Genomic DNA, 24,464 nt, shown 5'->3' with positions numbered 1-24,464 from the left:
CCGGCAGGAAATTCGGTCAAACTTGCGCCGCGCCGCGTTAAGATTGCTCGGCAACCCTGAGCATGGCGTAGCAATTCTCGCCGCCGGCCGAGACTGGTTCATAGGCCTTTCGCGCCTCCACAAGCCATTCGCGGTGCGAGTCGTACCTGACTTCGACCGCACCAATCGGCTTTAGCGACAGGAATTTCGGGCCCTCGCTTAAGAACCAGCAGGCGCGCCCGACGAGACGCCGACTCCGGTCGCGGAGCCAGGCGTAATCCCACAGCACATCCAACACTTCACGCTTGAGGCTCCCGGCAACATCCGGGTCGGATACGCCCTCGCCCGGCTTGCGAGCCCCGAGCACCGCCCGCAGATCGCCGTAATCCTGGCGAAGCTGCTCCGCCGCGTACGCCAGATCCGCCTCATCCTTGACCATGCCGAACCAGAGACTGGGATCGATTTGGTTCACTAACGGCGACGATTGGAAATCGCCTGAGAACTGCATCGCACCAAAATCCTCGAGATCAATCTCGCGCTGAAGCAGCTCGATAGCCTGGACCTGCCTAGCGAAATCTGGCCCGGTTGCCGATACGGCTCGGTTCGACCCACCGTCCGCGGGGTCGATATAAGCACCGCCATCGTCGAGCACTGGGTCGATCTCGGCGACGAATTCAAGCAGCGGTGCCGCCCGGCTCAGCCTTACGCTTAGCTTCGCCAACAGTTCTTGCATTTGTGTTTCGTGTCTTTGACGTTCCAGGTAGCTCTGCTGAAAAAAGAATATGAACAGCGAAACGGCGATACCCAGAAGGATCACGCCAAGCTGCGAAAATGTATTGCGATAATATTCGAGCTGCTTTTCCTTATGACGCTCGTCACGCTGTGTGTAATGAGCGACCTGGTTATTTATGAAGACCGACACGATCAGCAGCAACGCGCCGAGCAGCCCCAGCATGACGATCAAAATATGGCCGCCGCCGAACATCGAATCCAAGCCCATGCCCAGTTCCCGTTTCCAACCGGTTAGCGTTGCCCACCATGATCACCGCGTCATAGGCTTTATGCCCTTCGACCTTGATCCCACTGAGCTGTTCGACATGCCGAGAATACCACTAAGTTTGTCGTGGCACGCCTTCTTTATCGAACAACTGATACGCATCGCCCACTCTCGAGACGGGCCTGAGAGATTGGGCCTGGAACTATGCGGAGTAGCCGTTTCGAGCTATGCCTCACCTTCCGAATTAGGGCGGTGTTTCGCATGGCTTTCCCGATAGGCGCTCAACAGCGCTTCTTCATCCGTTATTCCGGATTCGAACAATGCAAGAATATCGTTGGCAATTTCCATCCCCTGCTTACTACCGGTTGGATGGCCGAATTCGCGTCGCAGCCTCTTGCAGACATCACGCAAGAACGAGCTCTTTTCATCAATCACTCGCGCATATCGCCGTTGCAAATCGCTCCTCCATCGTAATTGCAACAGCCCCCACCGGTATAACTTGACGGAAAGAGCCAGGAAATGAAACAGTTGGTAGAGCCAACCATAAGCCCCGCCACCTTGCGGCAACGGGGCTTATGGTTGGCTCGAGCGACGTGCTGGCTGGCGCTCAAAGGCGCGATCGATGCGCTCACTGATAGAGTCAATGCGGTTGCCGATGCCCTCGATCGCGCGTAGCAGCTGAGCGGTTTGCTCCTGCATGCCTTGCTTGGTCGCGAACACCTCAGCGGCGTGAACCTTATGCGCGGCCAGATCGGCTTGGGCTTTTTCGCCCTTCTCTCCGGCCTTCTGGATCATGTCGTACATTTTCCAGAACACACCAGACAGCGCGACGAAGATCGCTAGGGCGATTCCTACTTCGACCGTCATCCTACCAGACCTCGCACACCGACCGAGAACGACAAGACGGCAAGCCAAGCGCGGCAATATGCAGTTTTTGCATACTTCATGGTTTCACCCACACAGTTTGGCCAGCTTTTCGTTCTCGGTGAGGATTTGCCGCGCCGTGCCGTCGGTAAGCCGGTCGTCAACAGACGGGCGCACTGCCTTGGCTACGTCGCAATAATTACCGCTTGCCGTCACGCATCCACCTATCAAGGCCGATACGGACATCAGCGTCGCCAAGGCGATCCACTTCATCTTCGACTTTCCGTGCTTTGTTGATTGTTTCCAGCCGCTGTCGCGTCTGTTTGGCCGCCGCATCGGTCTTGCCGCGGCTATAGGCGGCAGCAAGAATTGCCAGGGCGACACCGGCTGCGGCGATCCATCCTGCGAACCGCGACCAGAGCGCAGACCATAGGGTGGCGATCATCACAACGCTTCTCGCATGGCGACAAAGATAACGCCGCATGCATTGGCCTGCTCGCGAGTCTCCCAAAATGCGCGACCGGGCATGCCGATGTTTCGACCGTCTACCGTTGCATAATAGGCGCCATCTTTCGTGTACTCACCGCGAGGCAGCTTCATTACTTCTATCTTGCCAGCCATCACAGCGCGTCCTTGATGCGCTTGATCTCGACACGACCAGACATAACGAGCCACAGGCCGAGCACGCCGACGGCGAGCAGCAAGGCCAATGCCGCGAAGCCCCACGGCCCGCCAGTGAAGGCCGCAAGACCGCCACTGGTGATAAGGCCGGACCCGATCGCCATGAGCGACTTGCTCTCGCCCGCTGGCACATCGTCAGGCTTTGCAGCCTCGGCCACGACGTCCTTGGTCTTGACGTCTCGAGCCGCAACGATGCTATCGAGGAAGTTCTTGTAGTACCCGGCAATCAGCGCCGCCTTGTCCGTGCCGTTGACAATGGCGCGGGCGCCAACCGGGTCTTCCTTGCCGTCGCCGAAGTACCGCTCCAGCTTGGCTCCGGTGAACATGCCCTTCGCCATGCCGTCGAACATGACGCGGATGGCCGTCTTCAGGTCCATTCCAGGCTTCACGCCGAACTTGTCGAAGTTGGTCTTGCCGGTAAGCTGCGGCAGACCGTCGCCGCGATAGATCCAGCCGTCGTCTGGGCCGACATTGCCGAGCCTTCCGCCGTAGACCTTGTTCGCGAGTTTCTGCGGGGTGCGCACATACGGCTGTGCGCTTGCAACGGTCGGAAACCGGCTTGGCCAAGTCTTCCGGATTTGGGCGGCAGACGAGTAAGTCAGATTCTCGCGAACCGGCTGCATCTTGCCGCCCGTCTCGTGGAATGCCGTCGCGAGCATGTAGGCCAAATGCTGGTCGGGCGTGCCGCGCTTGGACGCTTCAGCGAGAATCGCCTCCATTCCAGCCACCTGGCTCGTCGAAAGACGGCCCCCAAAAGGCGCGCGCCTCGCATACGCGAAGAACGTTGTGTTGTTCATGACGATGTCCTGGGAAATAAAAGAGCGCCGTGAGGCGTGATTGTAAGAACGGAGCGGGTTGAGATACGATCGCTTCCAGACAGGGAGCGTTGCCATGAGGCACGAGAGATTCCCTGACACCCACCGGTCTCGCTTCAGGCTGCTGGTCTATATCGCCATGTTCGTGCTGAGCGCCGGTCTGATGGTCTGGGTACTTCTGAACTGGTGATGGCTTCCCGCCAGTAGACCGACGCGTTTTCAGTTTTAGAAGAAAGCCGCCTGGAGGCGGCCCGCAAATGTCAGGAAGTTATGTGCAGGCTGGGTTTATTCGGCTATGACAAAATTGAATTCTTTTCCGCCAACCAAAGGACACGTTCGTGGACCCGAGAGCTTACGAAAAGATTCTTGAAGACAAATTTGCCAAACGGTTCGACAAAGACCGCTGGTATTACTCGATTGAACTAAAACCCGGTTTCTACACGCCAGGCGGTAACTACAAAAACATCGCGCTTACCCGGAAACTCCTGTCGCGGTGCGATATCCAAGGGCTGGACTGTCTTGATGTGGCCTGTGCTGACGGGCTGATACCTACGCTCATGCATCGGCGTGGTGCGCGCCACGTCGTCGGCTGCGACCGCAACGATTTTGGGATGAAGATACGGCAACTTAAGGCTCGCCTCGGCCTTGAGATGGAATACAACCCGCTCGTCACCCAACAGCAGATTGTTGATCTATCGAACAAATCCGAGCGCCTGGGCTTCGACGTGGTGGTGAATTCCGGCCTGCTCTACCATGTCTTCAACACGCTCGGGACGATGTGTCTGTCGCGGTCGCTCGTGCGGACAGATGGCATAATGATAGTCGAGACTGCAGGGTCGTCGCTGAACACATATGCCGAGTTCTTCAATGCGGCAGGACGAATGAGCCCGACAGATCCCACTACGTTCTGGTACGTCACGATCAAAATGATGGAATACTACGGTCGTATGCTTCGCCTTGAGCCAATCGATGCAGTATTTGGCCCCATCACCGAGAACGAGACGAAGTCGCTTCGGTTTGCCATCGCATTCAGGGCAACTGCCGACTATCCGGCGAAGCCTGAAGACAAATGGGTCCAGCGGACTTTCGAAGCGCGCGATTATATGGATCTGATTGATTGGTCCGTTCTAGACCACGCGACAACGAAACCAGTTGGCTACGATGCGCCTGCCGATCTTCCGAGCACAGGAAGGGGCATCGATACAATGGCGCTTCTGAACCAGATCGGTACCTATGATGCACCGCTTGATGAAGTGCGGCTGCCGCTCGGGGTCACGGTGTAGCAATTCGCAGTGCTGTACCTGTTTTCTGGCATCCGCTTCTAGCCCGGCCAGTCGATAGCCGGCAGCTCGGCGAGGAAATCATCGACGGTCGGCTGAGTGCGCTCGCCGTCCGTCACCTTGTCGAGTTCACCGTAGGCATAGACCCAGACAGCGTCGCGCCAGGCGGTGAACGCGATGGCCTCGGTAGACCATTGCGGCACCGTGCAGTCCTTGTAGCCGGCAAGCGCGGTTCCATCATTGTAGTTGCGGGAGCGCGCCGCGCTGTCGATAAGCGCCTGAATGGCGACACGGTAATCCTCAACAGTAGGCAACGGCTCAGGCTCCTGCGGCGGCGGCGAGAAACTGCCATCCGAATAGCTCCAGCCGATCTGGACTTCCGCACCGCATAGGACGCCCTCTTCGAAGCCAAGCGCTGCAATGATGCGATTGACGACAATCCCGTTTTCTACGATTGCCCGAAACATCAGCGGAACTCCCAGATAATGACGAGGCCCGGAGCACCATTGCCGCCCGAATTGGTATTGGCGTCTCCGACGCGCGACGCGCCTCCGCCGCCCGCCCCATAGCCAGAAGCCGCGCCGCCAGCCGAGCCGGCAGCAGAAGAACCGCGGGCCGTCACGGCGTCGCCACCAGAGCCATAGATTGATGCTGCGCCTTGCCCGGAGAGCGCGTTCATCGTGGAGTTGATTGTCGAACCGTGGCTGTAGGATGAGCCTCCAGATTGACCAGGCGCATTGACATCTGCGCCACCGCTCGCCGTTCCACCTGTTCCGCCACTGCGAACCATGGTTACGGCCGATGCCTGTGGCACCACGCCACCACCGCCGCCTCCTCCGGTGAGTGCAGATATGCCCCCCGCCGAACACGAAGAAGACCCTCCCGCACCGCCATTTGTACCGGCTGATCCCCCGGAGCCCGCCGCGCCAACGGTGACATTGGCAATGGTCGTGCTTGCGGCTATGGCATAGAAGCCGCGTGCGTATCCACCAGCGCCACCACCCGCCCCGGCGCTTGCGGTTGTTGCGCCTGTAGGGTTTGCGCCGGCCCCACCTCCACCGCCTCCAAGCACTTCGATCAGGCATGATTTCGATGCCGTAGCGAAAGAATGTGTAGTTGAGGCCGTGATCGCCGTCACGCGATGAAGGTTGCCGGTTGCAAGCAATGTGGCTCGCGCATCGGTATTGTTGGCGTCGTCGAGCAGGGTGCGGGCGTAAGCGGTCAGGGGAAACGTTGCAGCGACTCCCGCGCCGGAGAGCATTACTCCCTTGTCACCACCCGTACCATCGAGGCCGGCGAACGATGACAGGGTTCCGTTGGTCAGCAGCTCCAGCAGTTGCCGCGTCGTTTCCTGCATACGGGCGCTGTCAGGCGTGATGGCGATCTCGTAAGCAGCCGTAGTCTGAGCGCCGCCCGTCCAAGCGTAAGCCAGCGTCAGCGACGTGTTGCTGTTGACGGTCAGAACACGGATGCCAGCGCCCTTATGCGTGCCGAACAGATCGCCAGGCCTGATCGAGTTCAGCCATGCGGTGCCTTGCCCGGTTACTGCCGTGCCAAGCGCCGCAACCGTAGCCGTACCGGTGTTGTAAAAGCTGGGAGTTGGCACTTAGGCCTCCTTCTCGGCGTCGCCCGGAGTAGACAGCCGCTCAATCTCCGCAGCCTGCGCCTCGACGGTCCCGGCCAACTCGAAAGCCTGCTGCGCTAGGAGCAGATTGCGATTGCGATAGAATTCAATGAGCGCCTGCGCCTCGACATAGGCGGCCTGCGGCGCGATCTGCACCTTCTGGGTGTCGGACATGAAAACTCCATGGCTGGAAACCGCCGTGAAAGGGCGGTGACGGACGGCGTTCGAAGGGGTGACTTAGAGCGAGGTCGGAATGCCGAAGATGTAGTATCGGATGCCAAGCGGATCGTCGGATGAATCGTAGATGCCGCTGTTCGGGCTTGTCGGGTTGATCCAAGTAGGCGCGCCGGTTGCCATGTGGAACTTCACCGAACTGTTGGTGATTTGCGCCACAGTGCCCTCCGCTCCTTGCGTCCAGTTCAGACCGGAACTGCCGTAGAAGACGAGCATTCGGGATCTAGGCTCGCGATATTGAAGCCCCGTATTGCTGGAATTCTGCTTCACGATCATCTTCACAAAGGGAGTGAAGCCTGTGTTGGTGAAGCTGATCGTCTTGGCCTTGTTGCCAAAGCGCGTGCTGGTCGCGCTCTCGGTGCAATCGGATGGGGTAATCCACCCCTCCGCGATGATCGGAATGTAGGAAAACCGAGTATCGAGCAGGATATCGCGCAGCTTGGGCGATGAATCGGAAGACCCCGGCACTTTGATCTGCACGTCATTGCCAATCATGCGATACACCTCGGAGCCACCAATCGACGGCACCGTGTCGTCGCTGTCCGCGCAAAGCATATAGCGAACCGTGATAGATTCGCCGCCTGTGTTGTAGACCGTGACTGTCGAGCCCGAGATCGAATATTCCAGCCCGTTTTCGGTGTTTGCAGCGACCTGGCCGGTTGTCGCCGGGGGCCAGATTACCGAACCGCCAGTGAAGTACCAGTTCCAATCCAGATAGGCCGTCGCCGGGATCGGCACAGGCGAGGTAATGGTGGCCGTTCCACCCGCAGCGATAGTAATCTCATCCGCCTTCAGAACCTTGGCGTAAACTCGATCGCTATCGAGGATAAGCTGCCGGCCAGTTGCGGAGCCAACATCAAAGCCCGGCCTGGAGACCTTTGTCGTCGTTGGATTGATTCGAACATTGCACTGACCGACGACGGGCGTCGCCGTCGGGCTGCCAACCGCAACGTTGTCGCAAGGCAACTCCCAAACAGTGTGAACGTATGTTCCACCGCTATCGGCGGCAGGGGCGGTGTTGTAGTAAACCCATCCACCCGGCGTCCATCCGTTCTCCGCTTCTGTTACGCCGCCTCTCGAAACATACCCCGGCGCCGTGACATGCACGCCGCTGTTGCTGCCCGTATCATATGTCGTGTACCTGCTCGCGCCCGCAGAATAGCGACCGTTTGATTGCCGCAATCGTATCTCGATCATGGGATTGAAAGAGTACGGTGGAGCGCCGAAGATGCGGTTTACGCTAAACCAGCCGTTACGATTACCTAAGAAACGGGTGTAATAGAGCGCGTTGGCGGAAGTCGACCCCGCCGGCCCGTATACTGGCGTCGAACCCGACGACTGAAACGCAGAAAACGGAATAGACCACAGCCCCGTGATGTAGCCGATGTCCTGCGTTTCCGAGTTGAACAGGAACTTGCCAAAGTCAGTGTTCGGCGTGGTGTTCGGATTGTCGGCATTGTCCTTCATGACCTTGACTGCGCCACCGCCGCCAGAGGTCTTTCGTCCAGCGAAAAAGCGCGCCATCAGGTGAATATCTCGATCGAGGCATTCGACCCGCTGCCCTTCAGGACAAGCTTGCCGTTCGCCGAAGAGAGTTGGTTGAAGATGACCGTGCCGATGCGCGCGTTTTCCATGTAGGCAGTGCTGCCCTGGAAGACGAAAGGCTGCGCATTGTTGGTGCCGTCGGTGATTATGAATTGGTCGGCAACGAATGCCACACGCGTCGGCGAGCTGGTCGAGGTGGGCACGTCAATGAACATCGACGCAGACCGGTATGTGCCGGCGCCTCCCGTACGAGCCTCGATGCCGTAGCGAGCCGCGTAGCCAGAAGGACCGGCCGACGCCGACATGCGGACATTGACCGCAGCGGAATCACCTCCCATCGCCACGAAAAGCGCTGTGATGGAATCGGCCTGCGCAGCGACCTGCCCGCCGACGCCGGAAACCTGAGCGCTCAAAAGGCTGACGGCAGACGCCGAAGCCAGTGTCGGCACAGTTGCCTCAATGGTGGTGAGGCGTTGTCCGATAGCCGACATTGGCCCGGTGGCGACAGTTATCGCATCGAGGTAGGCCGCTGTGACCTTGCCAAACGCCGTCTCGGTCGTTGAGACAAGCTCGGTTCGGAGTTGTTGCTTGTCGCGATAGTTGGCCGCGTCTTGATCTACGGTCCGGAGCGCGAATTGCTGCGCCTCCCAGATCAGTTCACGAGAGCCTTCACGCAACCACTCCGTGGCGCCGCCGACGAACTCCTCGATGTCCTCGATCATGCCAGGCAGGTAGACGTCCTGGTCGCCGAGCAGAATGTTCAGCGTCGTGACGGCCAGCCAGCCAGACCAAAGGGTTTCTCGGTCTGAACGAGGCACATACCGGCCACGCACCTGATAGGCGGTAAGCGGGAGCAGTGATTGTGAAATCAGGATTGATGCAGCAGCTACGTTATCAGTTCGGCCGCGATAGATCACGGTTCCACTAGTTGCTAGGCGGACTTCGAACGCTACCGCGTCGACATCTACCTGATCTCCGTCCCATGCCAACAGAATTGCTGGACGACGCCCAGACCCGCTATTGTCCGGAATAGTCGATGCCGTTGCGGACCAATCAACGATTGGTTGCGGGCTAGGCCGATTAGGACCAAGCGGCCCGAAAACAGGGGGCTTATAGTCTGTCGACGGGTTCCAATCGTAATCGCTAGGATCAACCTCGGTGAGGTCAATCATCACGTCTAGATTTGCGCGATCCGCAACGCCGTCGACGCGGAACAGCTTGGCTTCGTAGCCATTGCGGTTGGAAGTCCAAGAGACAATGTCACCCGGCTCAAGAATCCATGCAGCGGGCGAAAGCACCAACGTATGCCGGCGGGCACGCCTGCCCTCAGCCAGCGCAGATTTCATCAATCGCTGGACCTGTGTCGAGCGATAGACCATGTCCAACTGGACGTCGGCCATCAGGCGGCGATTGCCGTCCTCAGCCTCAAACGTCGTGTTGAAGAGAGCCGGAGCGACCTTCGTATTCCATGCCTCTGCAGGCTCTGGATACGACGCATTGATACCGTTGATTGTATCGGCCAGACCAAAGAACGGCGTGAAGCTCTGCTCTTCCGTTGACAGGATGTCGTCGTCCGAAAAGGCAAAGACCGGAGCGTCTGGCTCGCCGACGTAAATCTTGTAGATGCCGCCGCTTTCCGAAAGTCTGCCTTGGCAGCCCGTCAGAATGGCGTCGACAGCATCGGCGATCTGGGCTCCGACATGGATTTCGCCGCCAGTCAGATACTGCTTTTCTGTGCCCGACGTTGTTAAAACAAGCGCTCGACACTTGTTTATCTGGGCTATCCAGTCTGCGTTGGGGAGTCGGACGCCAGGCAAGTTCTGCAGGCCATACAGCCATGCCCCGCCATAGGTGATGCCGCGAAGCAGGTTGTAAATTTGAACCGCAGGAAGATCATCACCATCACCGCCCCACGTTGCGGGATCGGACCAGCGATGCGAGCCAGAACCGCCTTCCGTGGAGTCCTTGGTGATGTCGTAAAGCCGTGCTCCCTGAAGTTCGAACTTGAACTGCGGGAAGCCAGTAAAGAGGTCTTCTTTAACCTGCGCCGTGATGATGGCATAAGCCACACCCCGGCCAACTCGGGTATTCGAGTAAGGGCGATCTGCGCTTGAAACTTGGCCAACCAGATACGAGTCGGCGACCGTTTGAGTGCCGTCACAGAATTTGATCCAGAGGTTATTGTCTCCACCCTCCTTCTCGTATTCCGGAATGGCCCAACCCGAAGGCCCGATAGGCGGGGTGTTGAAATCGGGAAGCGTTACTAGCTCGCCGTTCACCCAAAGATTGGCGATGCCGGCTATCGGAATATCGGAAAGCGCAATAACCTGCGTGAAATAGGCGTTCGGCGTTTTGCCAGCAGATCCATGTGTGTTGGCATAGACCAATGAGCCGGCCGTAACGGTGCGACCGAAGATGAACGAACGCGGCACGTCGCCGCCCGCCTGAAGCGTGCCCTGCACACTGAATTGCGGTTCGTCGGGTTGACCGGCGATTGCTTTGGCGAGGAGATTTAGACCAATGCCGACGGCTGTCTTGAGGAGGAAAGTTCCGATCGCACCAAGGCCGCCGATAAAGCTGGAAATGGACGCAATCGCACCGCCAATGGCGGACGCGAGTCCGGTAAAAAAGGCCATCGATGTATCCTGAAATGTGCGCTAGGGGCGGCTGTCAGCGGGCGGCGAGCGGCTTCATGAAATGGCGCTCAGCCGCCGCGTATCCGCAGCGCTCGTAAAGATTGGTCGTGACCGGTTCGGAGCCAAGGCCAACAAGGTTGGCAAACGCACAACCTTGCGCGCGCGCCCAATCTTCGTAGGCGCCAATCATGCGCAATGCGGCACGCCCGCGGTGGGCTGGTTCGATCCACCACATGATTTCGGTAGCGACCTTGAACGGGCCGAAAGGATGCGCTCCAGCCTGCGCCGCCAATACGCCTTGGGCAGTGCAGTCGACGTCATAGATGATGCAAACACGGTCGACATCTGTCAGGCAGGTGTCAAACACGAGAGAGGCATGCGCGGCTTGGAATGCGAATGGCATTCCTGCCGCAGCGTGAAACGACCGCGCCATCATTAGCGCACGCATCTTGTCCCCAGCCACGGCGTGCCGGATCAATTCGGCACGCCGGACAGGACAACGCCCGTCATCTTGCGTGTCGGTGCGCTGGCAGAAATCTTGCCCTTCTGGCGACCCCAGAAATGCTCTTGCTCCCCGACAACCGTTACATCGGCGAAGAAGTCGTCCGTCGCACCACGAAGCTTTTGGCTATCGTTAGAACGTGTATCCGGATTGCCGCGCGTCATTTCCTGAGTGTGTGAAGCACACGTCAAGACGATCGAGCCTACGTCGTTTTCTTTAGGAGTGGTGATTTCCACCGTGTCGACAAAGCCGACGAACCGGCAAAAGGCTGGTGCCACTATCTGGCGTGTTTCGAGGCTCAATAGGCCGCGATAAATTTCCACGCCGGCCTGCTTCAGGTCGTAGCCGCGAACGATGTTCTCAACAGCAGGATCCAGTTGCGACATTTGGATAGTCACGTTCTGGATCGTCAGATTGGAGACTAGCGGAATATCGCTGATCTGAATCAGCGTTCCGGAACCTTCGAAGTTCCGAGTCACCGAAAGGCCTGTGTTTGGATTCAAGACAGGCGCCGAAACGTCGCCAACGTCAGACCAGAAACCGTACGGAAACGTCGCGCCGGTATCTCTGTCACGTGCCGTAATCCAGAGGAAGTCGCGGGCAACCAAGGCGCGCGCCTGCAATGCCGCCAGATTGGCAGCCGAAATGTTGCGCATGTTGTCTCGCTGGGAGTGGGGAAATAGATGGCCGATTCCGCCAACGTCTCGGCGGCGATACCTGTTAGTTCAGGTCAGCAGATGCGCATCGTTGAGAGGCAGCTCGGTTGTTTGGTGCTAACGGCTCTCGACTGCCTGGAACGTTATCGTTCCGCGCCCCGTCTGAAGTTCTGCGGTGGTCGACAGGGAGCCGGGCACCTGCGTCATGAGGCAGGAAGGCTTTACAACCGTCACAGCGTCGTTCACCGCCGAAAGGGGCCACAGGTGCGGCCTCACCTCAAACGTGCCTGTAACCCCGCTCCCATTGGCCGTTGCGGCCTCTAGAACTTGATGCAGGTTGGATGTTCCAATCTGAATGTAATCGCCGATGCGATCTGTGTATCCGACGGGAAGGCCCTTCAGAGAAATAGTCTTTCGGTTGGCCGCAATACTGTTGACTTGAGCGCCGCTGACTGTGCCCATGCCGACGCCGTTGGGATAGGCGATCGGATAGCAGCGGCTAGTCGGCCAAGCGCGGAACTCTTGGGTTCCACCCTCAAGCGCCTTCATCCTGGCCCGCCACTCGTCAAGCTCGTTCGGCTGCATCGACCGTGACTGGAATGTAGCCGTCCACAGCGGGGAGCCGAGATCCTTTACGATCGTTCGACCGCCCGCCGTTCGGCTTTGCTCTTGTCTATACAAGACGTCGAATTCCGTGGCCCAGCCAGGGAACAAGTCTAGGAAGTTGTATGGGTAGGTGATGGCCATTACAGGTTCCGCGTCTTCTGGGCTCGCCGAACGGTGTTGACCACTCGCGCCTCAAATTCTTGCTGCTGCTTGGCAACCACCCGCTCAAGCCGATCGACGGCCGCAACATCTGCTCCGCGCGCGTCGATGACGGGTGCGAATGTCATGCTTGGGCCGTTGTTCTGATTGGCAGGCGCATGAATGCGCGGCATGCTTGGAGCGCCTACAAGGCCGCCGTTGGCGTAGCCGGCCAACATTCTTTCGATGCCAGAAACACCAACCTTGTCGACGGTGCTTTTTGGAACCACATACTCGCCCTTGTGGACGATACCGGCTGGCTGATACCTTCCGCCGGAGCCGGTGTAACCGCCCGATGCGAAGCCAAACAGCTTACCAACAAAGCCGAAGCCTTTTTCGCTACCGCCGCCAAACGCGGTATCAAACGCTATGTCGAGAAGTTTGTTTCCGATTTTCGAGAGCGCATCGGCGAAGATGTCGGCCGCCTTCTTGCCTTCGATAAAACCGTCAACGATGCCTCGCGTCAGATCCTTTTGAAAATCGCGCATGTCTTCAGCGCGCTCTCGGATCTTGTCTTGGCTCTCCCCCAGCTTGGCAGCCTCAACGGTGGCAAGGGCGTACTGGTTGGCCAGTGCCGCAATCTCTGCCCGCAACTGGGGCGTAACCTTCTTGCCAGCTTCCTTGGCCGCGTTCAGTAGTTCTTGTTCGGCGCGTGCCTTCTCGACCGCATAACCATAGTCATCAATCAACGGATTGAGTTGGCGCTGTGCCTCTGTCTCAGCAATTGTCGCCGCGGTGCTGTCCGTTATACGCTCGGCCAGACGCTCATACTCGTCGGCTCGTTCTTTAGCGCCCTTACCACCTTTGCCTTTGCCGCCCTTTTTGGGCGCCGCGTCAAAGTCCGCCATTGAGACGGGCGTGACGCCTCCGCTTGCGGCAGGAAGGCGCCCGGTCTTTGATGCGCTATCAATCGAGCGCTCAATAACAGACCCGTAAACTCTATTTACGTACGCGTCGACGGCAGCTTTCGAAGTATCCGAAACAGCACCAGAGCCGCCGCCGAAGCGATCGTTCATCGTGCGGTTCGATTGCATGCCGATTGCCTGACCGACACTCGTCCCAGCAGCCCACTCGCCAATCTTGTCTGCGCCAACTTGCCTGCCAGCGGCCGAAGCCAAGTTGTTTAGTGCATTGGAAAAACCATTCAGGAACTCAGCTCCAGACTGGAGCCAGCCAATAAGCTTTCGAACCTCTTCGCCAAATGACTCGAAGTTAATGCTGTTGATGTGGTCAGCCATCTTTTGGAAGGCGTCGGCCAAATCAGTTGCGGCCAAACTCCCCTTCGCAAATTCCCGCATTCCGTCAATCATCGCCGTTTTGACGTTTTCCAACGCATGCGAAGTTGTCAGAACGGAATTGGCAACCTTATCCTGAAGGATAGATGCACCAGCTTCAAATGCACGGAAGAAAACCTCGGACGTTATTTGCCCATCTTTAACGAGCCGTGTTAGTGCCGAGACTGAGCCACCCGTCTCCTTCAGACCGGCCGCAACTGCCTGCAGTAATGGCTGAGCCCCATCGATGAGGGAATTGTATTCTTCGGCCTGAACAACGCCGTTGCCCAGAGCCTGGCTGAGCTGAAGCAGCGCGCCAGAAGCCTCCTGCGCCGACTTGCCACTAACGCGCAGTGAAAGCGCGACGTTGTCGGTAAACTTAAGCAGTTCGTCTTGAGATACGCCAAGATCCTTGGCCGACATGGACGCCCGGCTGTAGAGCGTAACCAGGTCCTCAATCGGCGCCGCGTTTGCAACTGCGCTATCACGCAGCCGAGCGTATACTTTCTCCAGTTCAGCGCCAGAAAGCCCGGCGACCTTCAGGGCATTATCAATACGGGTTGCCGAATCCAGAAGAGACTGTATTCCTCGAACGCCACCTGCAACCGCGAAAGCCTTGGTGAGTCCAGCGCCCACAGAAGTAAACTGGCTCGAAATATTGCGGTTCATCTGCTGAAAGCGGCGCTCAATACCGCGCGCGCCTCTATTAGCATCGCGCTGAGCTTTGTTCATTGCATTCTGAAACTGCTTGAAATCCGCCGATAGTTGCACTACCAGTCGCTCGATGTCAGTTGCCATCTAGGTCTCGCTTGGGGGGAGCTATGAGGAAGTTTTTACTGCTGACTTTGGCTGGGATGCTTGTCGGCGGGTATTTCCTGAAGGGTCCGGAGGAGGCTGAGAGCGCTTCCGTCAGCCGGCTTGCCGCGCCCGCCGTTCAGGATGCATACCGCCTTGTCCACGCTATCGGGAACGACGAGAAGGTCGTCGCCGAAGGACTGAACAAGAGCGACTGTGATGCGCAAAAAAGCGAACGAAAGAAGATCGTAAGCGCCTTGGGTGTCGGCGGTTCAGTAACATGCCTACCGGAAAGCTTATTCTCGAACTAACCTTTGCTCTGCATCCATTCCCAGAGCTCGTCGGCCTCCTTGCTTCCAAGCTTGCCGTCGTCTGGTGAATTCGCCTTAACGTACCCTTCGAGAGCAGCCATAAACTGCCACACGCTCATCTCGTTGATTTGCTGTGGTGAAAAACCCATGGCTGCGCCGTTGCCGTAAATAGCCGCTATTCGGAGCTTTCCGTTGGGGAGGTCGTCGAGTCGCTCTCCGCCTCCCCCTCGGCTTCCCCCAATTTTTCCTCCGGCGCGCCAATAAGCCCTGCGGCCAACACCGCCTGTGCAATCGGAACATTCTCCATCGGAGGACGGGCTTCGACGTAGGTGCGAACTATCTTCAAGGCCTCAGCCGGCGCCAGTCCCCCGCCTATCAGTCCAAGGCGAATGACGTTAGACACGTCTTCCACGCGCCACTGTCCGGAATGCAGTCGATTGAGCACGACATACGGTCCGGCGTCGGTCTTTTCCTGGAGCTCTCCAAGTTGGCCCCATCCAAGGCGGAAGGCATACGTGCCATCCGCCCAGTCTAGTTCAATGCGTGCGTCGCGACTCATTACGGGGTTGCCGTCCAGAGTTTCGTCACCTGCCCATCCGACTGCATGGAGACGGAAAGCTGTACGCGACCGCCCTGCTCTGCCGACGGGTTGAAGCTGTCGATGTGGAACGGACCGGTAAACGACAGGACGCCCGTCGCGAACTCAATCTCGACCTTGGCATTGACAGGATCGGTACTGTACGCCGCGTCCGTCCAATCCTGAATGGACTCCGCTGCTGCAAGACCTTCGCCAGTAATGGAGGCCGAAAGGCTTTCCGTATCGCGAGCGATCCAGAACGGAGCGTCGGGGTCGTCGCAATCCGGAATGGTGATTTCGGTGAGGTTCTTAGAAAGCGTGAACGCTTTCGAGGTGAAACCGCAGGGTGCGGTGAACACTTCAGGTTCGGCTCCGTTCCCTAGCAAAATGCGGAATTTACCGAATTTGGAAGTAGTCGGCTGCGCCATAAAAGCGACCTTTCGGATATGAAAAAGGCCGCTCTTGGCGGCCGATGTGGTGGGGATTTGGTGCTGAGAGTGCTACGGCTGCTCGATGATCGCAGTGAAGCGAACCGAGGCCTGTTTCAGCGTTCCGTTGGCGATGTAGTCGGTGCGCCAATGTTCGAACGAAGCTAAGGCGTTCTGCGCCAGCGTGATGTCGTAGCCGCGGAATGCCTTGCGGATGGCGTCAGCAATGTTACGCACTTGCGGGTGGCCAGGCTCGATCGACCATGCGTCGATCTGGATCATCACCTCGCCGCCATCGATACAATCGGCATCTTCCGACTGAAAATTGGACGGGCCGATGCTGATGTATGGATAAGTCGTGGCCTGCACATTGCCATTTTGGTCAAGCGGCGGCTGGTCGTATGATTTCGATCCGACCAGCGCCGTAACAGTAGCAAAAGACCGAAGACGCTGAATTATAACGCCCTGCAACTCAAGTACCGGGTCCATCTAGCTGCCTCCCGCCGCTACCGCCTTCGCAGATTTTGTAATGGCGCGAGTGATGCGCGATTTGGTGCGGCGCCGGAGCGCGCGATAGCTGACGAAGAAAAATGGCTGCGCCGAAGTTCCCGGATGTTGCGTGCCAGCATAAAGGCCGCCGTTCTCGTGCGCCTTGGTGGCGAACTCGACCAGATGCGCGTAGCGCACCCTCGAATTGCCGGCGTAAATCGTTAGTGTAAGCTTGCCGCTTGCCGACTTTACCGAAGCAATGCGCTGGCTGTATTTTGGCGCGTCGCCCCAGGTCCAGCCGATGCTATCGCGAAGCTCACCGCTATCGACGGCAACCAGCGACTTCATCATCGCGACGATTTCGTTGGCGCCCTGCTCCATCGCTGTTTTGATTGCCACTTCAGCCGCGGCCGGCAACTTCTTGAGCTTGCGGTTCAGCCGACTAAGGCCGAGGACCGTCACGATGGCTCACCTTGGACCACAAGGAGTTCCAAGTACTGGTTCCGCTCATCCGGATTCACGATCGCCTTGATATTGTACGTCACGCCGGTTCTCGCATTTACCGCCCTCCACGCAGGCGTTATTTGCCGCGTGCGGGTGGAACTGCGAACGGTCAAGAGAAACGGCTGTACGCCGGTTAGGCGGGCCGCAATGACTGGCTCGCTGCCAAGCCTAGGTGCGAGGCGGGCCGGTTCGATGAACTGGTCCGCGAATGGACCCGTGACATCGTTTCCATACCCATCCGGCACAACGCCGCGAACCTGAAAGGTAATGCGCTCCGACAGTGAGCCGGCGCCACTACGTTTTATCATCGGCGTCCTCCGGCTTCTCGCCCTTACGTGGTGTCTTCAACCGCACGGCCTTGCCCGCAGCAACGGCGGCATCCCCCGCCGCGCGCGTGACATTGCCAGTCCAGCCGGCCTTATAGGCGATCGTGCTTCCGGGAAGGCGAAAGTCGTGGTCGGCCGTAAAGCGGAGCCAGGGCATTAGGTGTAAAACCTGTAGTTCGAGAGAAGGCTATCGAAAGCCGACCAGTCAGCATCATCGACACTGCCGCGGTTCTCGTAGAGATCCTCGATGCGTAAAAGCATTGCGTGTTTCACGGCGGGTGGGCAATTGGTGAATCCAGCAACGGCCGTAAGGGTAATGAGCGAACCGGGCTGTGTAGCCGGCCAAGACTGGCCGTACTTCAGAACGAGGCCGTCGCCACGTAACTCGAAAACCGTGTCTGGCAACGCCGTCACAACACCGGCCGTATCGACATACTCGATGTCAGCGTCGGTCACTGGTGTGACCGGCAAGCGCGCCATGTCGGCCCAGCATGTCGCCTTAGCCTCGATAACCTGAGACGCAAAACGCGCGCCGCAGTATTTCTCGACGTGGTCGCGTGCAGCGGCAATGATGCCACCAATCAGCACATCGTCGTCGTCATGGAAGAGGTTAAGATGCCGCTTCGCCTCGGCCAGCGATATCGGCTCCGCCGACGGCGCTGTCGTCACCTTCGGTGGATACCACATCGGGTTTGCCCTTCTTTCGCTTTTCGATGACGGGCGTCGAAACAGCGCGCTCGATCGTTACGTCGGCGGCAAGGATCGCGTACCCGGCTTGGATTAACCGGATTGCCTCATCCTGCGGAAAGTCGCGCTCGTCGCCGGGCGCGAGCGAATATTCATTGCCAGATAGGCCGATCAACATCTTGATTTTCATGGTCTCTCCTTGGAAGGAGGCGGGCCGAAGCCCGCCATCCAAGATTAGGCAGCAGCCATTACGAGGTGCTTGACCGCAGCGGTATCGCCGAGCTCACCGTCGAATCGGATCAAGCCAGCGATGCCGAGATCCGGCCAGAAGCGCTCGCGAAGGACGCCGATGACCGGCGAGCCGACCTTGCGGACGAAATACTTCGAAAAGTCACCGAAGATCACCGGCTTCGCAGACGCGGCGATGAGCGGAACGTCGTCGTTGATCTCGTAGCGGAAACCAAGCAGCGTGCCAGGCTCGCCCTTCTGGATGTCGCCGGCCGACCAGATGTAGCGGCCTTCAGCGTCCTTCAGCTTGCGGATGGCAGCGAGCGTTAGGTCAGCGAACTGCCAACGGGTCTTCGGCGAACGACGGTAAGCCGCGTTGACCGAGTGCAGCAGGTCGATGAGCTCATCCGTGGTCAGTGCTGCGGATGCGGCTGCGGTCTTGCCGAGCGAGGACGCGGTCACGACACCATTCGGGTCGCCAGTGCCATCACCGATCGTCAACTCGCGGTTCGCGATACGGCCAAGACGTTCGCCGAGCAGGCTGCCGAGAAGCGACTCCATATTGAAGATCGAGTCAGCGGCCAGTTCCATCGAGAACTTCACGAACTCGGTGTCGTAGACGTAGGCGGCCAGTTCCTTGTTACCGAAGACAGCGTCCTGCGAACCATCATCCGCAATCGCAGCGCCTTCAGTATGCTTGGCGCCGGTCTTGGACGTGTCGTCGATGGTCGGTATGTTGATGACATTACCGCCCGAGGTCGTAATGACCGTGGCAATGTCTTCATTGTACATCGGACCCCAGTCCTTCATCGAACGGATGATGAAGTCTGCGAGTTCGACTGGCACGGTATAGCCGCCGGCAGAGGCGGTTCCGGTGTTCTGGGCGCGGAATTCCTTGGCAGACTGCACGCCGGCCTTCAGAATCGTACGCTCTTCAGCGTCGAGTTCGTCCAACGAAGCGCCACCAGCGAGGAACTTGTAGAATACCTCGCGGTACTCCTTCTTTTCGCCTTCGTCCTGGCCGCGCTGCTCTGAATCTCCGGAGTTCGGGCGCTGTCGCTTGCGCTCTTCTTCAGCCGCAGCGTTAATGCGGGCTTCAGCCGCAGCCATCCGCTGCTCACGCTCAATGGTATTCTCGACCTTGTCGAAGTCAGCCATGATTGCGTCGTGACGTGCATCAAGTTCAGCGGCACGGGCTTCGTCGGTATTCTTTTTGATTTCCGCAAGCGCTTCACGAGCCTGAGCGACGAGAGTGCCGCGCTTTTCATTCAACTCTTTAAGATTCATGGGTCTTCCTTTCGGGAACAAAAAAGGCCCGCCGAAGCGAGCCACATGTGATGAAATGGCAGGACTGTTCGTCCGTGCCCTCCGGCTAGGCCGGGTGACTACGAAGCGTCCTGCCGGATGCCCCGAATTCTCTGTTCTTGCTGCGCCGCCCGCTCGGCTATGCGCCGTCGTGCGGCCGCAGCATTCTCTTCCTTGCGCTTAGCTTCATCGCGGACGGCATCGAGTTCTGCACGAGCAGACTCTAGGGAACGCGCGGCCAGCGAAGTGTCAGGATAGGCAGGGTTGGCTGTAGCGGTCACTTCGTACAGTTCGGCCTCGATGACCGTCCTATGCGGAATGTCGCCAGTGTCGTCCCACTCCTGCTTAGTGGCGCGGAAAGCAAAACTCATTCCGGCGACATCTCCGCGAGCAACGAGCGTCCACAGGTCGTTACCATCCGACGTCTCGGGAACATCAATCTCAACTCTGAGGCCGTGATTGTCTTCCGACAGACGCAACGTTTTAGATCTCGTACGGCCGAGCACGCGACCCATATCATGGTCGTAAAGCGCCAGAATGTCGCCGCCGATAGCCTTGCTAAATGCGCCTGGTGCAATGCGCTCAACGAAATAGTCACCAATGGTGGTGTCGCTATTCCAAACGGCTGCGTATCCGATCAGTGTGCGCTTACCGTCAGCGTCGCGCGTCTCGACGCCGAGGCTTCCACCGCGTTTTTCTATGTCGCTCATGCGGCCTCTGCCTCGTCGTCTGGTTCAATGTTGTCATTCGCCGGCACGGTAGTTGTCGACGCCGGTTGTTTGCCTAACGGAACAGTGGCGCCTTGAATCAGCAGATCGTTCCCGCTCCTATGGGCTGGCCTGTTTTCAAGCGCCCTCGCCTCATTGGGCGTGATGATCGCGGTTTGGATACCGCGCGCTAGGCCATCCATTCGGGTCTTAAAGTCACCGCGCAACAGGCCATCCAGATTGTGTTCGACGTAGCGGCTGTTGTTTCCACGGCCGAACAGTTTCAAATTCAACTCGCCTTCAAGCGCCTCAGCCCATTGGCCGATCAGATGCTTCACTAGGTGTAAGTCCTGCTGCTCTGCATTCGTAAAGGTCGCCCTCGAGAGGTCTTGCAGGAATATCGGCGGTAGCTGATAACCGCGCGCAATCTCTTCAACTTGGAACCGGCGCGCCTCAATCATCTGGCCCTTCGCAGGGTCCAGACCGACAGCGTTTAGTTTGTATCCAGCCGGAATCGGGAAGATCGGTTCGTTGGCATTCTTTGCACCGTCAACAGCACGTTTGATGTCCGCCTGTGCACGCTTAACCGCGTCCGCCCCTGCAGGGAGCGGGCCTTCAAGAGCAAGAGGCGGAACACCGCCACCGGCAAAGAAGTTCGACCCATAATCGTTCATCGCCAGAGCAAGTTGGATCGCTTTCGCCGACATGGCGATCGGGCCGTAGTGTTTCAGTCCGTCCGCTTTCAGCATAAATGGGACGTCGATAACGTCTGCCGCAGGATATTCCTTGTTCTCGAACTGGTAGACGACTTTGCCGCCGTGTCGCTTCACGACAGTCTTTGTCGGGTCCATGGGCCACAAGGCTTCGATGCCTTGGGGAGTGCGCTCAATCCAAGCCAAGCCACGGCCGCCGGTAAAGACCTGCTGCCAGAAATATTGCCGGAACTTAAAACTGTCCTGGCCATCGTTTGGCGCATCGTGGACAACGGATTCGAGCTTACCGCTAATCTTCTGCGGTCCGTCTTTTGTCGTGCGGTACGCGTGGAGCGGGAGTGCTGCCAGCGTGCGCGACAGGAATGCGACGGCCGCCCAGACCGCAGGCACTGTCAACGCCCGATCGATTGTGACGTTAGGTAGATTTGCCGACTGTACGCCGAAGAATGCCAAGAAATTCTCGGCGCTCACGGGTACGGTCGGATTTTCGATAGTATTCCGCGATTCCGTAGCGTCAGCCACGAACTCTGACCGCTCTTGGCGGCTAAATGGCCACATTGAGGGCCTCCAATTTATGCTGCCAATGAGAATTCGGGATCATCCCAAGGGGATGTTGCCTGTACAGCGTCGAATTCATATTCCGCTGCGCCTGTCGCCATTGCGATCGTGACCATTCCATCAATTCGACCACGGGATCGCTTCTTGTCGAAAGCTCTGTTGCCCTGGCCATCCGCATCCAAGAATGCATTGCCAGCGCACATATAACTGACCGGCGACGCGTCGATGGTGATTGTCTTCGCTAGAACGCGATCTTCAAGCTTCTCGACTGATCTAGGCATGCAGAGCGCCCGATCTTCGAACACGATGCGCTTACCCTGTCCGTGGGCTACAAGCTTCAAGCCAGTACCTTCCGGCTTGTCGGTGCCTTCGAATTTCCACACCGGGAAACCGATCTGTTCGCATGCAGCAATGAAATCAGCCATGCCCGCACTGTCGAAAGCAAGGAACTCAACCTCGTGCTCTGAACATAGCTTTTTCACCTGTTCAGCAACGAAGGTCTTGTCGATTACGGCGCCAGATACGGCAGTGAAGTCCACCAATGGATCAGCCGCCCACTCGACATATTTGGCGTTGTCGGCGAGTGCGCGTTCCTTCAACCCGCTCTGCGTGGTCCAGTAGTACGTCTTGGCGTAAAGGTGTCCAGCTTCATCCCGCCAGATGGCCGTTAACGCTGTAAGGTCGTTTTTGTCTGATAAGTCCAGCGAGAGCCAGCAACGCCGGCCCTTCATTTTAATGACGTCCACTTTGCCCTGAACGGCAGACCAAGCTTCTTCCGCAATCCAGAAATCAGCGGCGCCGATTGGAATTCCGAAGTATAGGCGCTTCACCGAAAATGCGGTTGATAGCAGCACGCGCGCTGTATTGACCTCGCCACGGATGTTCTCGATCGGAAATGTCACGCCAAGGGCTGGCAGGGATTTCTGCCAGACCTGCTCATTGTCGAAGACGGTTTCACGGTCCGCCTTGTCGACCCGCGCGATGAATGCAAATGCCTCATCGTCGTCGATCTCGCCGAGCACGACCTTCTGATAGAATTCCGAATACTCCGTCCCGACAATCTGCGTTGATGCAGGAGTGTTGGTGCCGAGCAGCATCAAAGCATCACCAGGCATCTTCGCAATGGCGCGCTTCCACGTCTCGATCGATGAGTTGTCGCGGAACTCGTGGATCTCGTCGGCTGCAACCATAATGGGACGCGGACCGCTGATCGCCTGTCCGTTGGCCAGGGACTGGAACTTGCTCCCGACTTCCGGGAATTCAATTTTCCACGCGTTGTCGCCTTCACCACGGATGATCACGTCGCCACGAGAGACTAGGGTATCTTCAGCATCTTCCTCGCCGCCAGGGATTGGAGCCCGGCACATCGCAACGGCGTCCTTAAATAGGACGTTCGCTGTCGCACGATCCTGACCGATGGAGTAAACCTCGGCGCGTTTTACGCCGTAGAAGCCACCCATGTATAGGCCGGTGGCGGCCATCCATGGCGACTTAGCCTGTCCCTTGCCGGTCTCAACCCAGGCAGACCGGAAACGCATTCGCCCGCTGTCTTTGCGCCAGCCGAACAAGCTGCCCGTGCAGAAAAACTGCCATGGCAGCAAGTTGAACGGCTTGCCTTCCGCAGTACCGGCCGTGATGGAGAGAACTGCCGGTGGGAAGCCGATTGCGCGAGCTGCGAATTCGGGGCGCCAATGAAGTCCCCTCGCCTGACCGTCTTTTAAATCCCGAAGATGACGTTCCGCGGCAGCGATGTGATGGTCGCCGGCAATGATCTTTCCCGCGACAACGCTAGTCGCGTAATCCGTAACTGGGTCAGTCTGCTGCCTTGAGGTAGGCGTCCGCCGCGCGGGTTTTGGTTTTGCCACGCTGCACCTTAGTTGTCTTTCCGCGGCTTACTGGGTCCAGCCCAAGCTTGGATTCGAGCACAACGATCCGCGCGTCGGCCTGCTGCATCGCCGACCAATAGGGGTTCCATTGCCCGACTTTGGCGCGTTTGTTCGAGAGTATAGCGCCGTGTTCTGCCACATGCCGCGCCGCCTTCCGGTATTGAACTCGAAATTCCACGAGCCGGATAACTGTATGAGCGTTCGCATCTGCAAGAGTTCCGGCCGCTTGAAGGTCAGCCATGACAGCGCGCCATTGATCCTCGGCCTCGGCAACGTCAGTGCTTTCCGGGAAGATCGCGGTCCAGTCCGGGGCGGTGATTTGCTCGTTTGACATGATCATCCCCCCATCTCAATTTTCATCGCAGTGCGAACGCAGGGGGGCCACGGGTGCGCGATCTGGCCGTCCTAGACCCTCGAGCCACCCCTCCCGTTCGGTCATGCGTTATGCTTGCGAACGCTAGGGCTCTGCGAGCTATCCATCTTTTCGCCCTCGCCCAAAGCGTTGTCGATTATCGCTCCGATAGCAGCCAGTGCGAGGTCACGATAATGGAGCCTGCTGCGTTCCCAGAGTTGACTACCATTCTCTGACCCGTCGAGTATTCGAGGGTTGTCCTTTCGAGCTATTGCTCGTGCTGCGCGTTCAACCGTCTCGTCCATGACTATCTCCCGTGGTGGAGGACGCTATCATGATCGGCTCCACGGATGCAGCGGGTCAATAGGACGCCCATCGATGTCCGCCCCGATCGCATAGCCTCGCGCCTCTTCCTTCTGGACCAACGCGTCATGGTGTGGAGCGCATAGGCTTTCGTGGTTATCGGGATCGATAAAAAGCGACCAGTCGCCTTTGTGAGGCTGACGATGATTAACGACTGTGGCCTCGGTGACAGTCTCGGATTGGAGGCAGCGTTCGCATAACGGCTGGAGAGCCAGTTGCGTTTGACGTGCATTCTTCCAGATCTTCAGGCCATACCACGGCCGGTAGGCTTGCGCTGCGGCCGTGCGGTGGTGCGGGCGCTTGTCGGTCAGCGCCATGTGTGATTACCTGCAAATGGGCTTTAA

Annotated in this window: 31 protein-coding genes; 2 read left to right on the top strand and 29 right to left on the bottom strand. The window is 58.2% G+C overall.

Going from position 1 to position 24,464, the window contains the following annotated elements; translation table 11 throughout:
- Positions 1 to 37: 37 nt before the first annotated feature.
- The 6 genes from G6N74_RS29535 to G6N74_RS29510 all read right to left on the bottom strand — a co-directional run bounded on the left by G6N74_RS29535 (position 38) and on the right by G6N74_RS29510 (position 3,240).
- On the bottom strand, positions 38 to 979 hold the full coding sequence (locus G6N74_RS29535; protein ID WP_165121571.1) for a hypothetical protein: 942 nt from the start codon (positions 977 to 979) through the stop codon (positions 38 to 40).
- Between the two features lie 222 nt (positions 980 to 1,201).
- Positions 1,202 to 1,411 carry a hypothetical protein gene (locus G6N74_RS29530; RefSeq protein WP_165121570.1) on the bottom strand — a complete coding sequence of 70 codons (210 nt, stop codon included), beginning with the start codon at positions 1,409 to 1,411 and terminating at the stop codon, positions 1,202 to 1,204.
- A gap of 138 nt (positions 1,412 to 1,549) precedes the next feature.
- A complete protein-coding gene (locus G6N74_RS29525; protein WP_165121569.1) occupies positions 1,550 to 1,843 on the bottom strand; it encodes a hypothetical protein in 294 nt (97 codons plus the stop codon).
- Between the two features lie 196 nt (positions 1,844 to 2,039).
- Positions 2,040 to 2,285, bottom strand: a complete 246-nt coding sequence (locus tag G6N74_RS29520; RefSeq protein ID WP_165121568.1) for a hypothetical protein — start codon at positions 2,283 to 2,285, stop codon at positions 2,040 to 2,042.
- The gene (locus G6N74_RS29515; RefSeq protein ID WP_165121567.1) at positions 2,285 to 2,461 is read right to left on the bottom strand and encodes a hypothetical protein; all 177 of its coding nucleotides are present in this window, start codon (positions 2,459 to 2,461) and stop codon (positions 2,285 to 2,287) included. Before G6N74_RS29515 ends, G6N74_RS29520 begins: the two co-directional genes overlap by 1 nt.
- Positions 2,461 to 3,240, bottom strand: coding sequence for a chitinase (locus tag G6N74_RS29510; RefSeq protein WP_246246056.1), 780 nt, complete (start codon positions 3,238 to 3,240; stop codon positions 2,461 to 2,463). Before G6N74_RS29510 ends, G6N74_RS29515 begins: the two co-directional genes overlap by 1 nt.
- Positions 3,241 to 3,674: 434 nt before the next feature.
- On the opposite strand from G6N74_RS29510, the gene G6N74_RS29505 reads away from it, so the two are divergent.
- Positions 3,675 to 4,619, top strand: a complete 945-nt coding sequence (locus tag G6N74_RS29505) for a class I SAM-dependent methyltransferase (RefSeq protein WP_165121565.1) — start codon at positions 3,675 to 3,677, stop codon at positions 4,617 to 4,619.
- Positions 4,620 to 4,657: 38 nt separating this feature from the next.
- On the opposite strand, the gene G6N74_RS29500 is transcribed toward G6N74_RS29505, so the two are convergent.
- From G6N74_RS29500 to G6N74_RS29460, 9 genes are all read right to left on the bottom strand, one after another.
- Positions 4,658 to 5,083 (bottom strand): hypothetical protein, encoded by a 426-nt coding sequence (locus tag G6N74_RS29500; RefSeq protein ID WP_165121564.1) that lies wholly within the window; start codon positions 5,081 to 5,083, stop codon positions 4,658 to 4,660.
- The gene (locus G6N74_RS29495) at positions 5,083 to 6,222 is read right to left on the bottom strand and encodes a glycine-rich domain-containing protein (protein WP_165121563.1); all 1,140 of its coding nucleotides are present in this window, start codon (positions 6,220 to 6,222) and stop codon (positions 5,083 to 5,085) included. The genes G6N74_RS29500 and G6N74_RS29495 overlap by 1 nt, the downstream gene beginning before the upstream one ends.
- Positions 6,223 to 6,414 carry a hypothetical protein gene (locus G6N74_RS29490; protein ID WP_165121562.1) on the bottom strand — a complete coding sequence of 64 codons (192 nt, stop codon included), beginning with the start codon at positions 6,412 to 6,414 and terminating at the stop codon, positions 6,223 to 6,225.
- A gap of 63 nt (positions 6,415 to 6,477) precedes the next feature.
- The gene (locus G6N74_RS29485; RefSeq protein WP_165121561.1) at positions 6,478 to 7,998 is read right to left on the bottom strand and encodes a hypothetical protein; all 1,521 of its coding nucleotides are present in this window, start codon (positions 7,996 to 7,998) and stop codon (positions 6,478 to 6,480) included.
- Complete coding sequence (locus tag G6N74_RS29480) at positions 7,998 to 10,655, bottom strand: phage tail protein (protein WP_165121560.1); 2,658 nt, start codon at positions 10,653 to 10,655, stop codon at positions 7,998 to 8,000. Before G6N74_RS29480 ends, G6N74_RS29485 begins: the two co-directional genes overlap by 1 nt.
- 34 nt (positions 10,656 to 10,689) lie before the next feature.
- Positions 10,690 to 11,133: a GNAT family N-acetyltransferase gene (locus G6N74_RS29475; RefSeq protein ID WP_165121559.1), complete on the bottom strand. Its 444-nt coding sequence runs from the start codon at positions 11,131 to 11,133 to the stop codon at positions 10,690 to 10,692.
- Positions 11,130 to 11,813, bottom strand: a complete 684-nt coding sequence (locus G6N74_RS29470) for a hypothetical protein (protein WP_165121558.1) — start codon at positions 11,811 to 11,813, stop codon at positions 11,130 to 11,132. Before G6N74_RS29470 ends, G6N74_RS29475 begins: the two co-directional genes overlap by 4 nt.
- A 117-nt stretch (positions 11,814 to 11,930) precedes the next feature.
- Entirely contained in the window at positions 11,931 to 12,560 is a 630-nt protein-coding gene (locus G6N74_RS29465; RefSeq protein WP_165121557.1) for a hypothetical protein, read from the bottom strand.
- Positions 12,560 to 14,689, bottom strand: coding sequence for a tape measure protein (locus G6N74_RS29460; RefSeq protein WP_165121556.1), 2,130 nt, complete (start codon positions 14,687 to 14,689; stop codon positions 12,560 to 12,562). Before G6N74_RS29460 ends, G6N74_RS29465 begins: the two co-directional genes overlap by 1 nt.
- A 23-nt stretch (positions 14,690 to 14,712) precedes the next feature.
- On the opposite strand from G6N74_RS29460, the gene G6N74_RS29455 reads away from it, so the two are divergent.
- Entirely contained in the window at positions 14,713 to 14,997 is a 285-nt protein-coding gene (locus G6N74_RS29455) for a hypothetical protein (RefSeq protein ID WP_165121555.1), read from the top strand.
- Positions 14,998 to 15,172: 175 nt separating this feature from the next.
- Here G6N74_RS29455 and G6N74_RS29450 read toward each other — a convergent pair whose 3' ends face one another.
- The 14 genes from G6N74_RS29450 to G6N74_RS29385 all read right to left on the bottom strand — a co-directional run bounded on the left by G6N74_RS29450 (position 15,173) and on the right by G6N74_RS29385 (position 24,437).
- Entirely contained in the window at positions 15,173 to 15,556 is a 384-nt protein-coding gene (locus G6N74_RS29450) for a gene transfer agent family protein (protein WP_165121554.1), read from the bottom strand.
- A complete protein-coding gene (locus G6N74_RS29445) occupies positions 15,556 to 16,002 on the bottom strand; it encodes a phage tail tube protein (RefSeq protein ID WP_165121553.1) in 447 nt (148 codons plus the stop codon). The genes G6N74_RS29450 and G6N74_RS29445 overlap by 1 nt, the downstream gene beginning before the upstream one ends.
- Positions 16,003 to 16,074: 72 nt before the next feature.
- The gene (locus G6N74_RS29440) at positions 16,075 to 16,491 is read right to left on the bottom strand and encodes a DUF3168 domain-containing protein (protein ID WP_165121552.1); all 417 of its coding nucleotides are present in this window, start codon (positions 16,489 to 16,491) and stop codon (positions 16,075 to 16,077) included.
- Complete coding sequence (locus G6N74_RS29435) at positions 16,492 to 16,953, bottom strand: HK97 gp10 family phage protein (RefSeq protein WP_312857947.1); 462 nt, start codon at positions 16,951 to 16,953, stop codon at positions 16,492 to 16,494.
- Positions 16,950 to 17,303, bottom strand: coding sequence for a head-tail adaptor protein (locus G6N74_RS29430; RefSeq protein ID WP_165121551.1), 354 nt, complete (start codon positions 17,301 to 17,303; stop codon positions 16,950 to 16,952). The genes G6N74_RS29435 and G6N74_RS29430 overlap by 4 nt, the downstream gene beginning before the upstream one ends.
- On the bottom strand, positions 17,290 to 17,478 hold the full coding sequence (locus G6N74_RS29425) for a hypothetical protein (RefSeq protein ID WP_165121550.1): 189 nt from the start codon (positions 17,476 to 17,478) through the stop codon (positions 17,290 to 17,292). The genes G6N74_RS29430 and G6N74_RS29425 overlap by 14 nt, the downstream gene beginning before the upstream one ends.
- Positions 17,478 to 17,990 carry a head-tail connector protein gene (locus G6N74_RS29420; RefSeq protein WP_205826923.1) on the bottom strand — a complete coding sequence of 171 codons (513 nt, stop codon included), beginning with the start codon at positions 17,988 to 17,990 and terminating at the stop codon, positions 17,478 to 17,480. The genes G6N74_RS29425 and G6N74_RS29420 overlap by 1 nt, the downstream gene beginning before the upstream one ends.
- Positions 17,932 to 18,198: a hypothetical protein gene (locus G6N74_RS29415; RefSeq protein WP_165121548.1), complete on the bottom strand. Its 267-nt coding sequence runs from the start codon at positions 18,196 to 18,198 to the stop codon at positions 17,932 to 17,934. The genes G6N74_RS29420 and G6N74_RS29415 overlap by 59 nt, the downstream gene beginning before the upstream one ends.
- Before the next feature lie 44 nt (positions 18,199 to 18,242).
- Positions 18,243 to 19,523, bottom strand: coding sequence for a phage major capsid protein (locus G6N74_RS29410; protein ID WP_165121547.1), 1,281 nt, complete (start codon positions 19,521 to 19,523; stop codon positions 18,243 to 18,245).
- Between the two features lie 98 nt (positions 19,524 to 19,621).
- Positions 19,622 to 20,251 carry an HK97 family phage prohead protease gene (locus G6N74_RS29405; RefSeq protein WP_165121546.1) on the bottom strand — a complete coding sequence of 210 codons (630 nt, stop codon included), beginning with the start codon at positions 20,249 to 20,251 and terminating at the stop codon, positions 19,622 to 19,624.
- Positions 20,248 to 21,414 (bottom strand): phage portal protein, encoded by a 1,167-nt coding sequence (locus G6N74_RS29400; RefSeq protein ID WP_246246055.1) that lies wholly within the window; start codon positions 21,412 to 21,414, stop codon positions 20,248 to 20,250. Before G6N74_RS29400 ends, G6N74_RS29405 begins: the two co-directional genes overlap by 4 nt.
- A gap of 119 nt (positions 21,415 to 21,533) precedes the next feature.
- Positions 21,534 to 23,384, bottom strand: coding sequence for a terminase large subunit (locus tag G6N74_RS29395; RefSeq protein WP_165121544.1), 1,851 nt, complete (start codon positions 23,382 to 23,384; stop codon positions 21,534 to 21,536).
- Entirely contained in the window at positions 23,332 to 23,739 is a 408-nt protein-coding gene (locus tag G6N74_RS29390; RefSeq protein WP_246246054.1) for a P27 family phage terminase small subunit, read from the bottom strand. The genes G6N74_RS29395 and G6N74_RS29390 overlap by 53 nt, the downstream gene beginning before the upstream one ends.
- 350 nt (positions 23,740 to 24,089) lie before the next feature.
- Positions 24,090 to 24,437, bottom strand: a complete 348-nt coding sequence (locus G6N74_RS29385) for an HNH endonuclease (RefSeq protein ID WP_205826922.1) — start codon at positions 24,435 to 24,437, stop codon at positions 24,090 to 24,092.
- Positions 24,438 to 24,464: the final 27 nt, after the last annotated feature.

Origin of the sequence: Mesorhizobium zhangyense, from assembly GCF_011045115.1 — a bacterium.
Taxonomy (GTDB): domain Bacteria; phylum Pseudomonadota; class Alphaproteobacteria; order Rhizobiales; family Rhizobiaceae; genus Mesorhizobium_M; species Mesorhizobium_M zhangyense.
This window is presented reverse-complemented; position numbering and strand designations above follow the sequence as displayed.

Bases quoted from the DNA above. Each gene is read 5' to 3' on its own strand.
- G6N74_RS29485 (WP_165121561.1), bottom strand. From the start codon at position 7,998: ATGGCGCGCTTTTTCGCTGGACGAAAGACCTCTGGCGGCGGTGGCGCA.
- G6N74_RS29460 (WP_165121556.1), bottom strand. From the start codon at position 14,689: ATGGCAACTGACATCGAGCGACTGGTAGTGCAACTATCGGCGGATTTC.
- G6N74_RS29465 (WP_165121557.1), bottom strand. From the start codon at position 12,560: ATGGCCATCACCTACCCATACAACTTCCTAGACTTGTTCCCTGGCTGG.
- G6N74_RS29440 (WP_165121552.1), bottom strand. From the start codon at position 16,491: ATGGACCCGGTACTTGAGTTGCAGGGCGTTATAATTCAGCGTCTTCGG.
- G6N74_RS29450 (WP_165121554.1), bottom strand. From the start codon at position 15,556: ATGAGTCGCGACGCACGCATTGAACTAGACTGGGCGGATGGCACGTAT.
- G6N74_RS29510 (WP_246246056.1), bottom strand. From the start codon at position 3,240: ATGGAGGCGATTCTCGCTGAAGCGTCCAAGCGCGGCACGCCCGACCAG.
- G6N74_RS29390 (WP_246246054.1), bottom strand. From the start codon at position 23,739: ATGTCAAACGAGCAAATCACCGCCCCGGACTGGACCGCGATCTTCCCG.
- G6N74_RS29445 (WP_165121553.1), bottom strand. From the start codon at position 16,002: ATGGCGCAGCCGACTACTTCCAAATTCGGTAAATTCCGCATTTTGCTA.
- G6N74_RS29415 (WP_165121548.1), bottom strand. From the start codon at position 18,198: ATGAAAATCAAGATGTTGATCGGCCTATCTGGCAATGAATATTCGCTC.
- G6N74_RS29410 (WP_165121547.1), bottom strand. From the start codon at position 19,523: ATGAATCTTAAAGAGTTGAATGAAAAGCGCGGCACTCTCGTCGCTCAG.
- G6N74_RS29515 (WP_165121567.1), bottom strand. From the start codon at position 2,461: ATGGCTGGCAAGATAGAAGTAATGAAGCTGCCTCGCGGTGAGTACACG.
- G6N74_RS29405 (WP_165121546.1), bottom strand. From the start codon at position 20,251: ATGAGCGACATAGAAAAACGCGGTGGAAGCCTCGGCGTCGAGACGCGC.
- G6N74_RS29520 (WP_165121568.1), bottom strand. From the start codon at position 2,285: ATGATCGCCACCCTATGGTCTGCGCTCTGGTCGCGGTTCGCAGGATGG.
- G6N74_RS29470 (WP_165121558.1), bottom strand. From the start codon at position 11,813: ATGCGCAACATTTCGGCTGCCAATCTGGCGGCATTGCAGGCGCGCGCC.
- G6N74_RS29385 (WP_205826922.1), bottom strand. From the start codon at position 24,437: ATGGCGCTGACCGACAAGCGCCCGCACCACCGCACGGCCGCAGCGCAA.
- G6N74_RS29490 (WP_165121562.1), bottom strand. From the start codon at position 6,414: ATGTCCGACACCCAGAAGGTGCAGATCGCGCCGCAGGCCGCCTATGTC.
- G6N74_RS29480 (WP_165121560.1), bottom strand. From the start codon at position 10,655: ATGGCCTTTTTTACCGGACTCGCGTCCGCCATTGGCGGTGCGATTGCG.
- G6N74_RS29535 (WP_165121571.1), bottom strand. From the start codon at position 979: ATGGGCTTGGATTCGATGTTCGGCGGCGGCCATATTTTGATCGTCATG.
- G6N74_RS29455 (WP_165121555.1), top strand. From the start codon at position 14,713: ATGAGGAAGTTTTTACTGCTGACTTTGGCTGGGATGCTTGTCGGCGGG.
- G6N74_RS29430 (WP_165121551.1), bottom strand. From the start codon at position 17,303: ATGATAAAACGTAGTGGCGCCGGCTCACTGTCGGAGCGCATTACCTTT.
- G6N74_RS29525 (WP_165121569.1), bottom strand. From the start codon at position 1,843: ATGACGGTCGAAGTAGGAATCGCCCTAGCGATCTTCGTCGCGCTGTCT.
- G6N74_RS29425 (WP_165121550.1), bottom strand. From the start codon at position 17,478: ATGCCCTGGCTCCGCTTTACGGCCGACCACGACTTTCGCCTTCCCGGA.
- G6N74_RS29500 (WP_165121564.1), bottom strand. From the start codon at position 5,083: ATGTTTCGGGCAATCGTAGAAAACGGGATTGTCGTCAATCGCATCATT.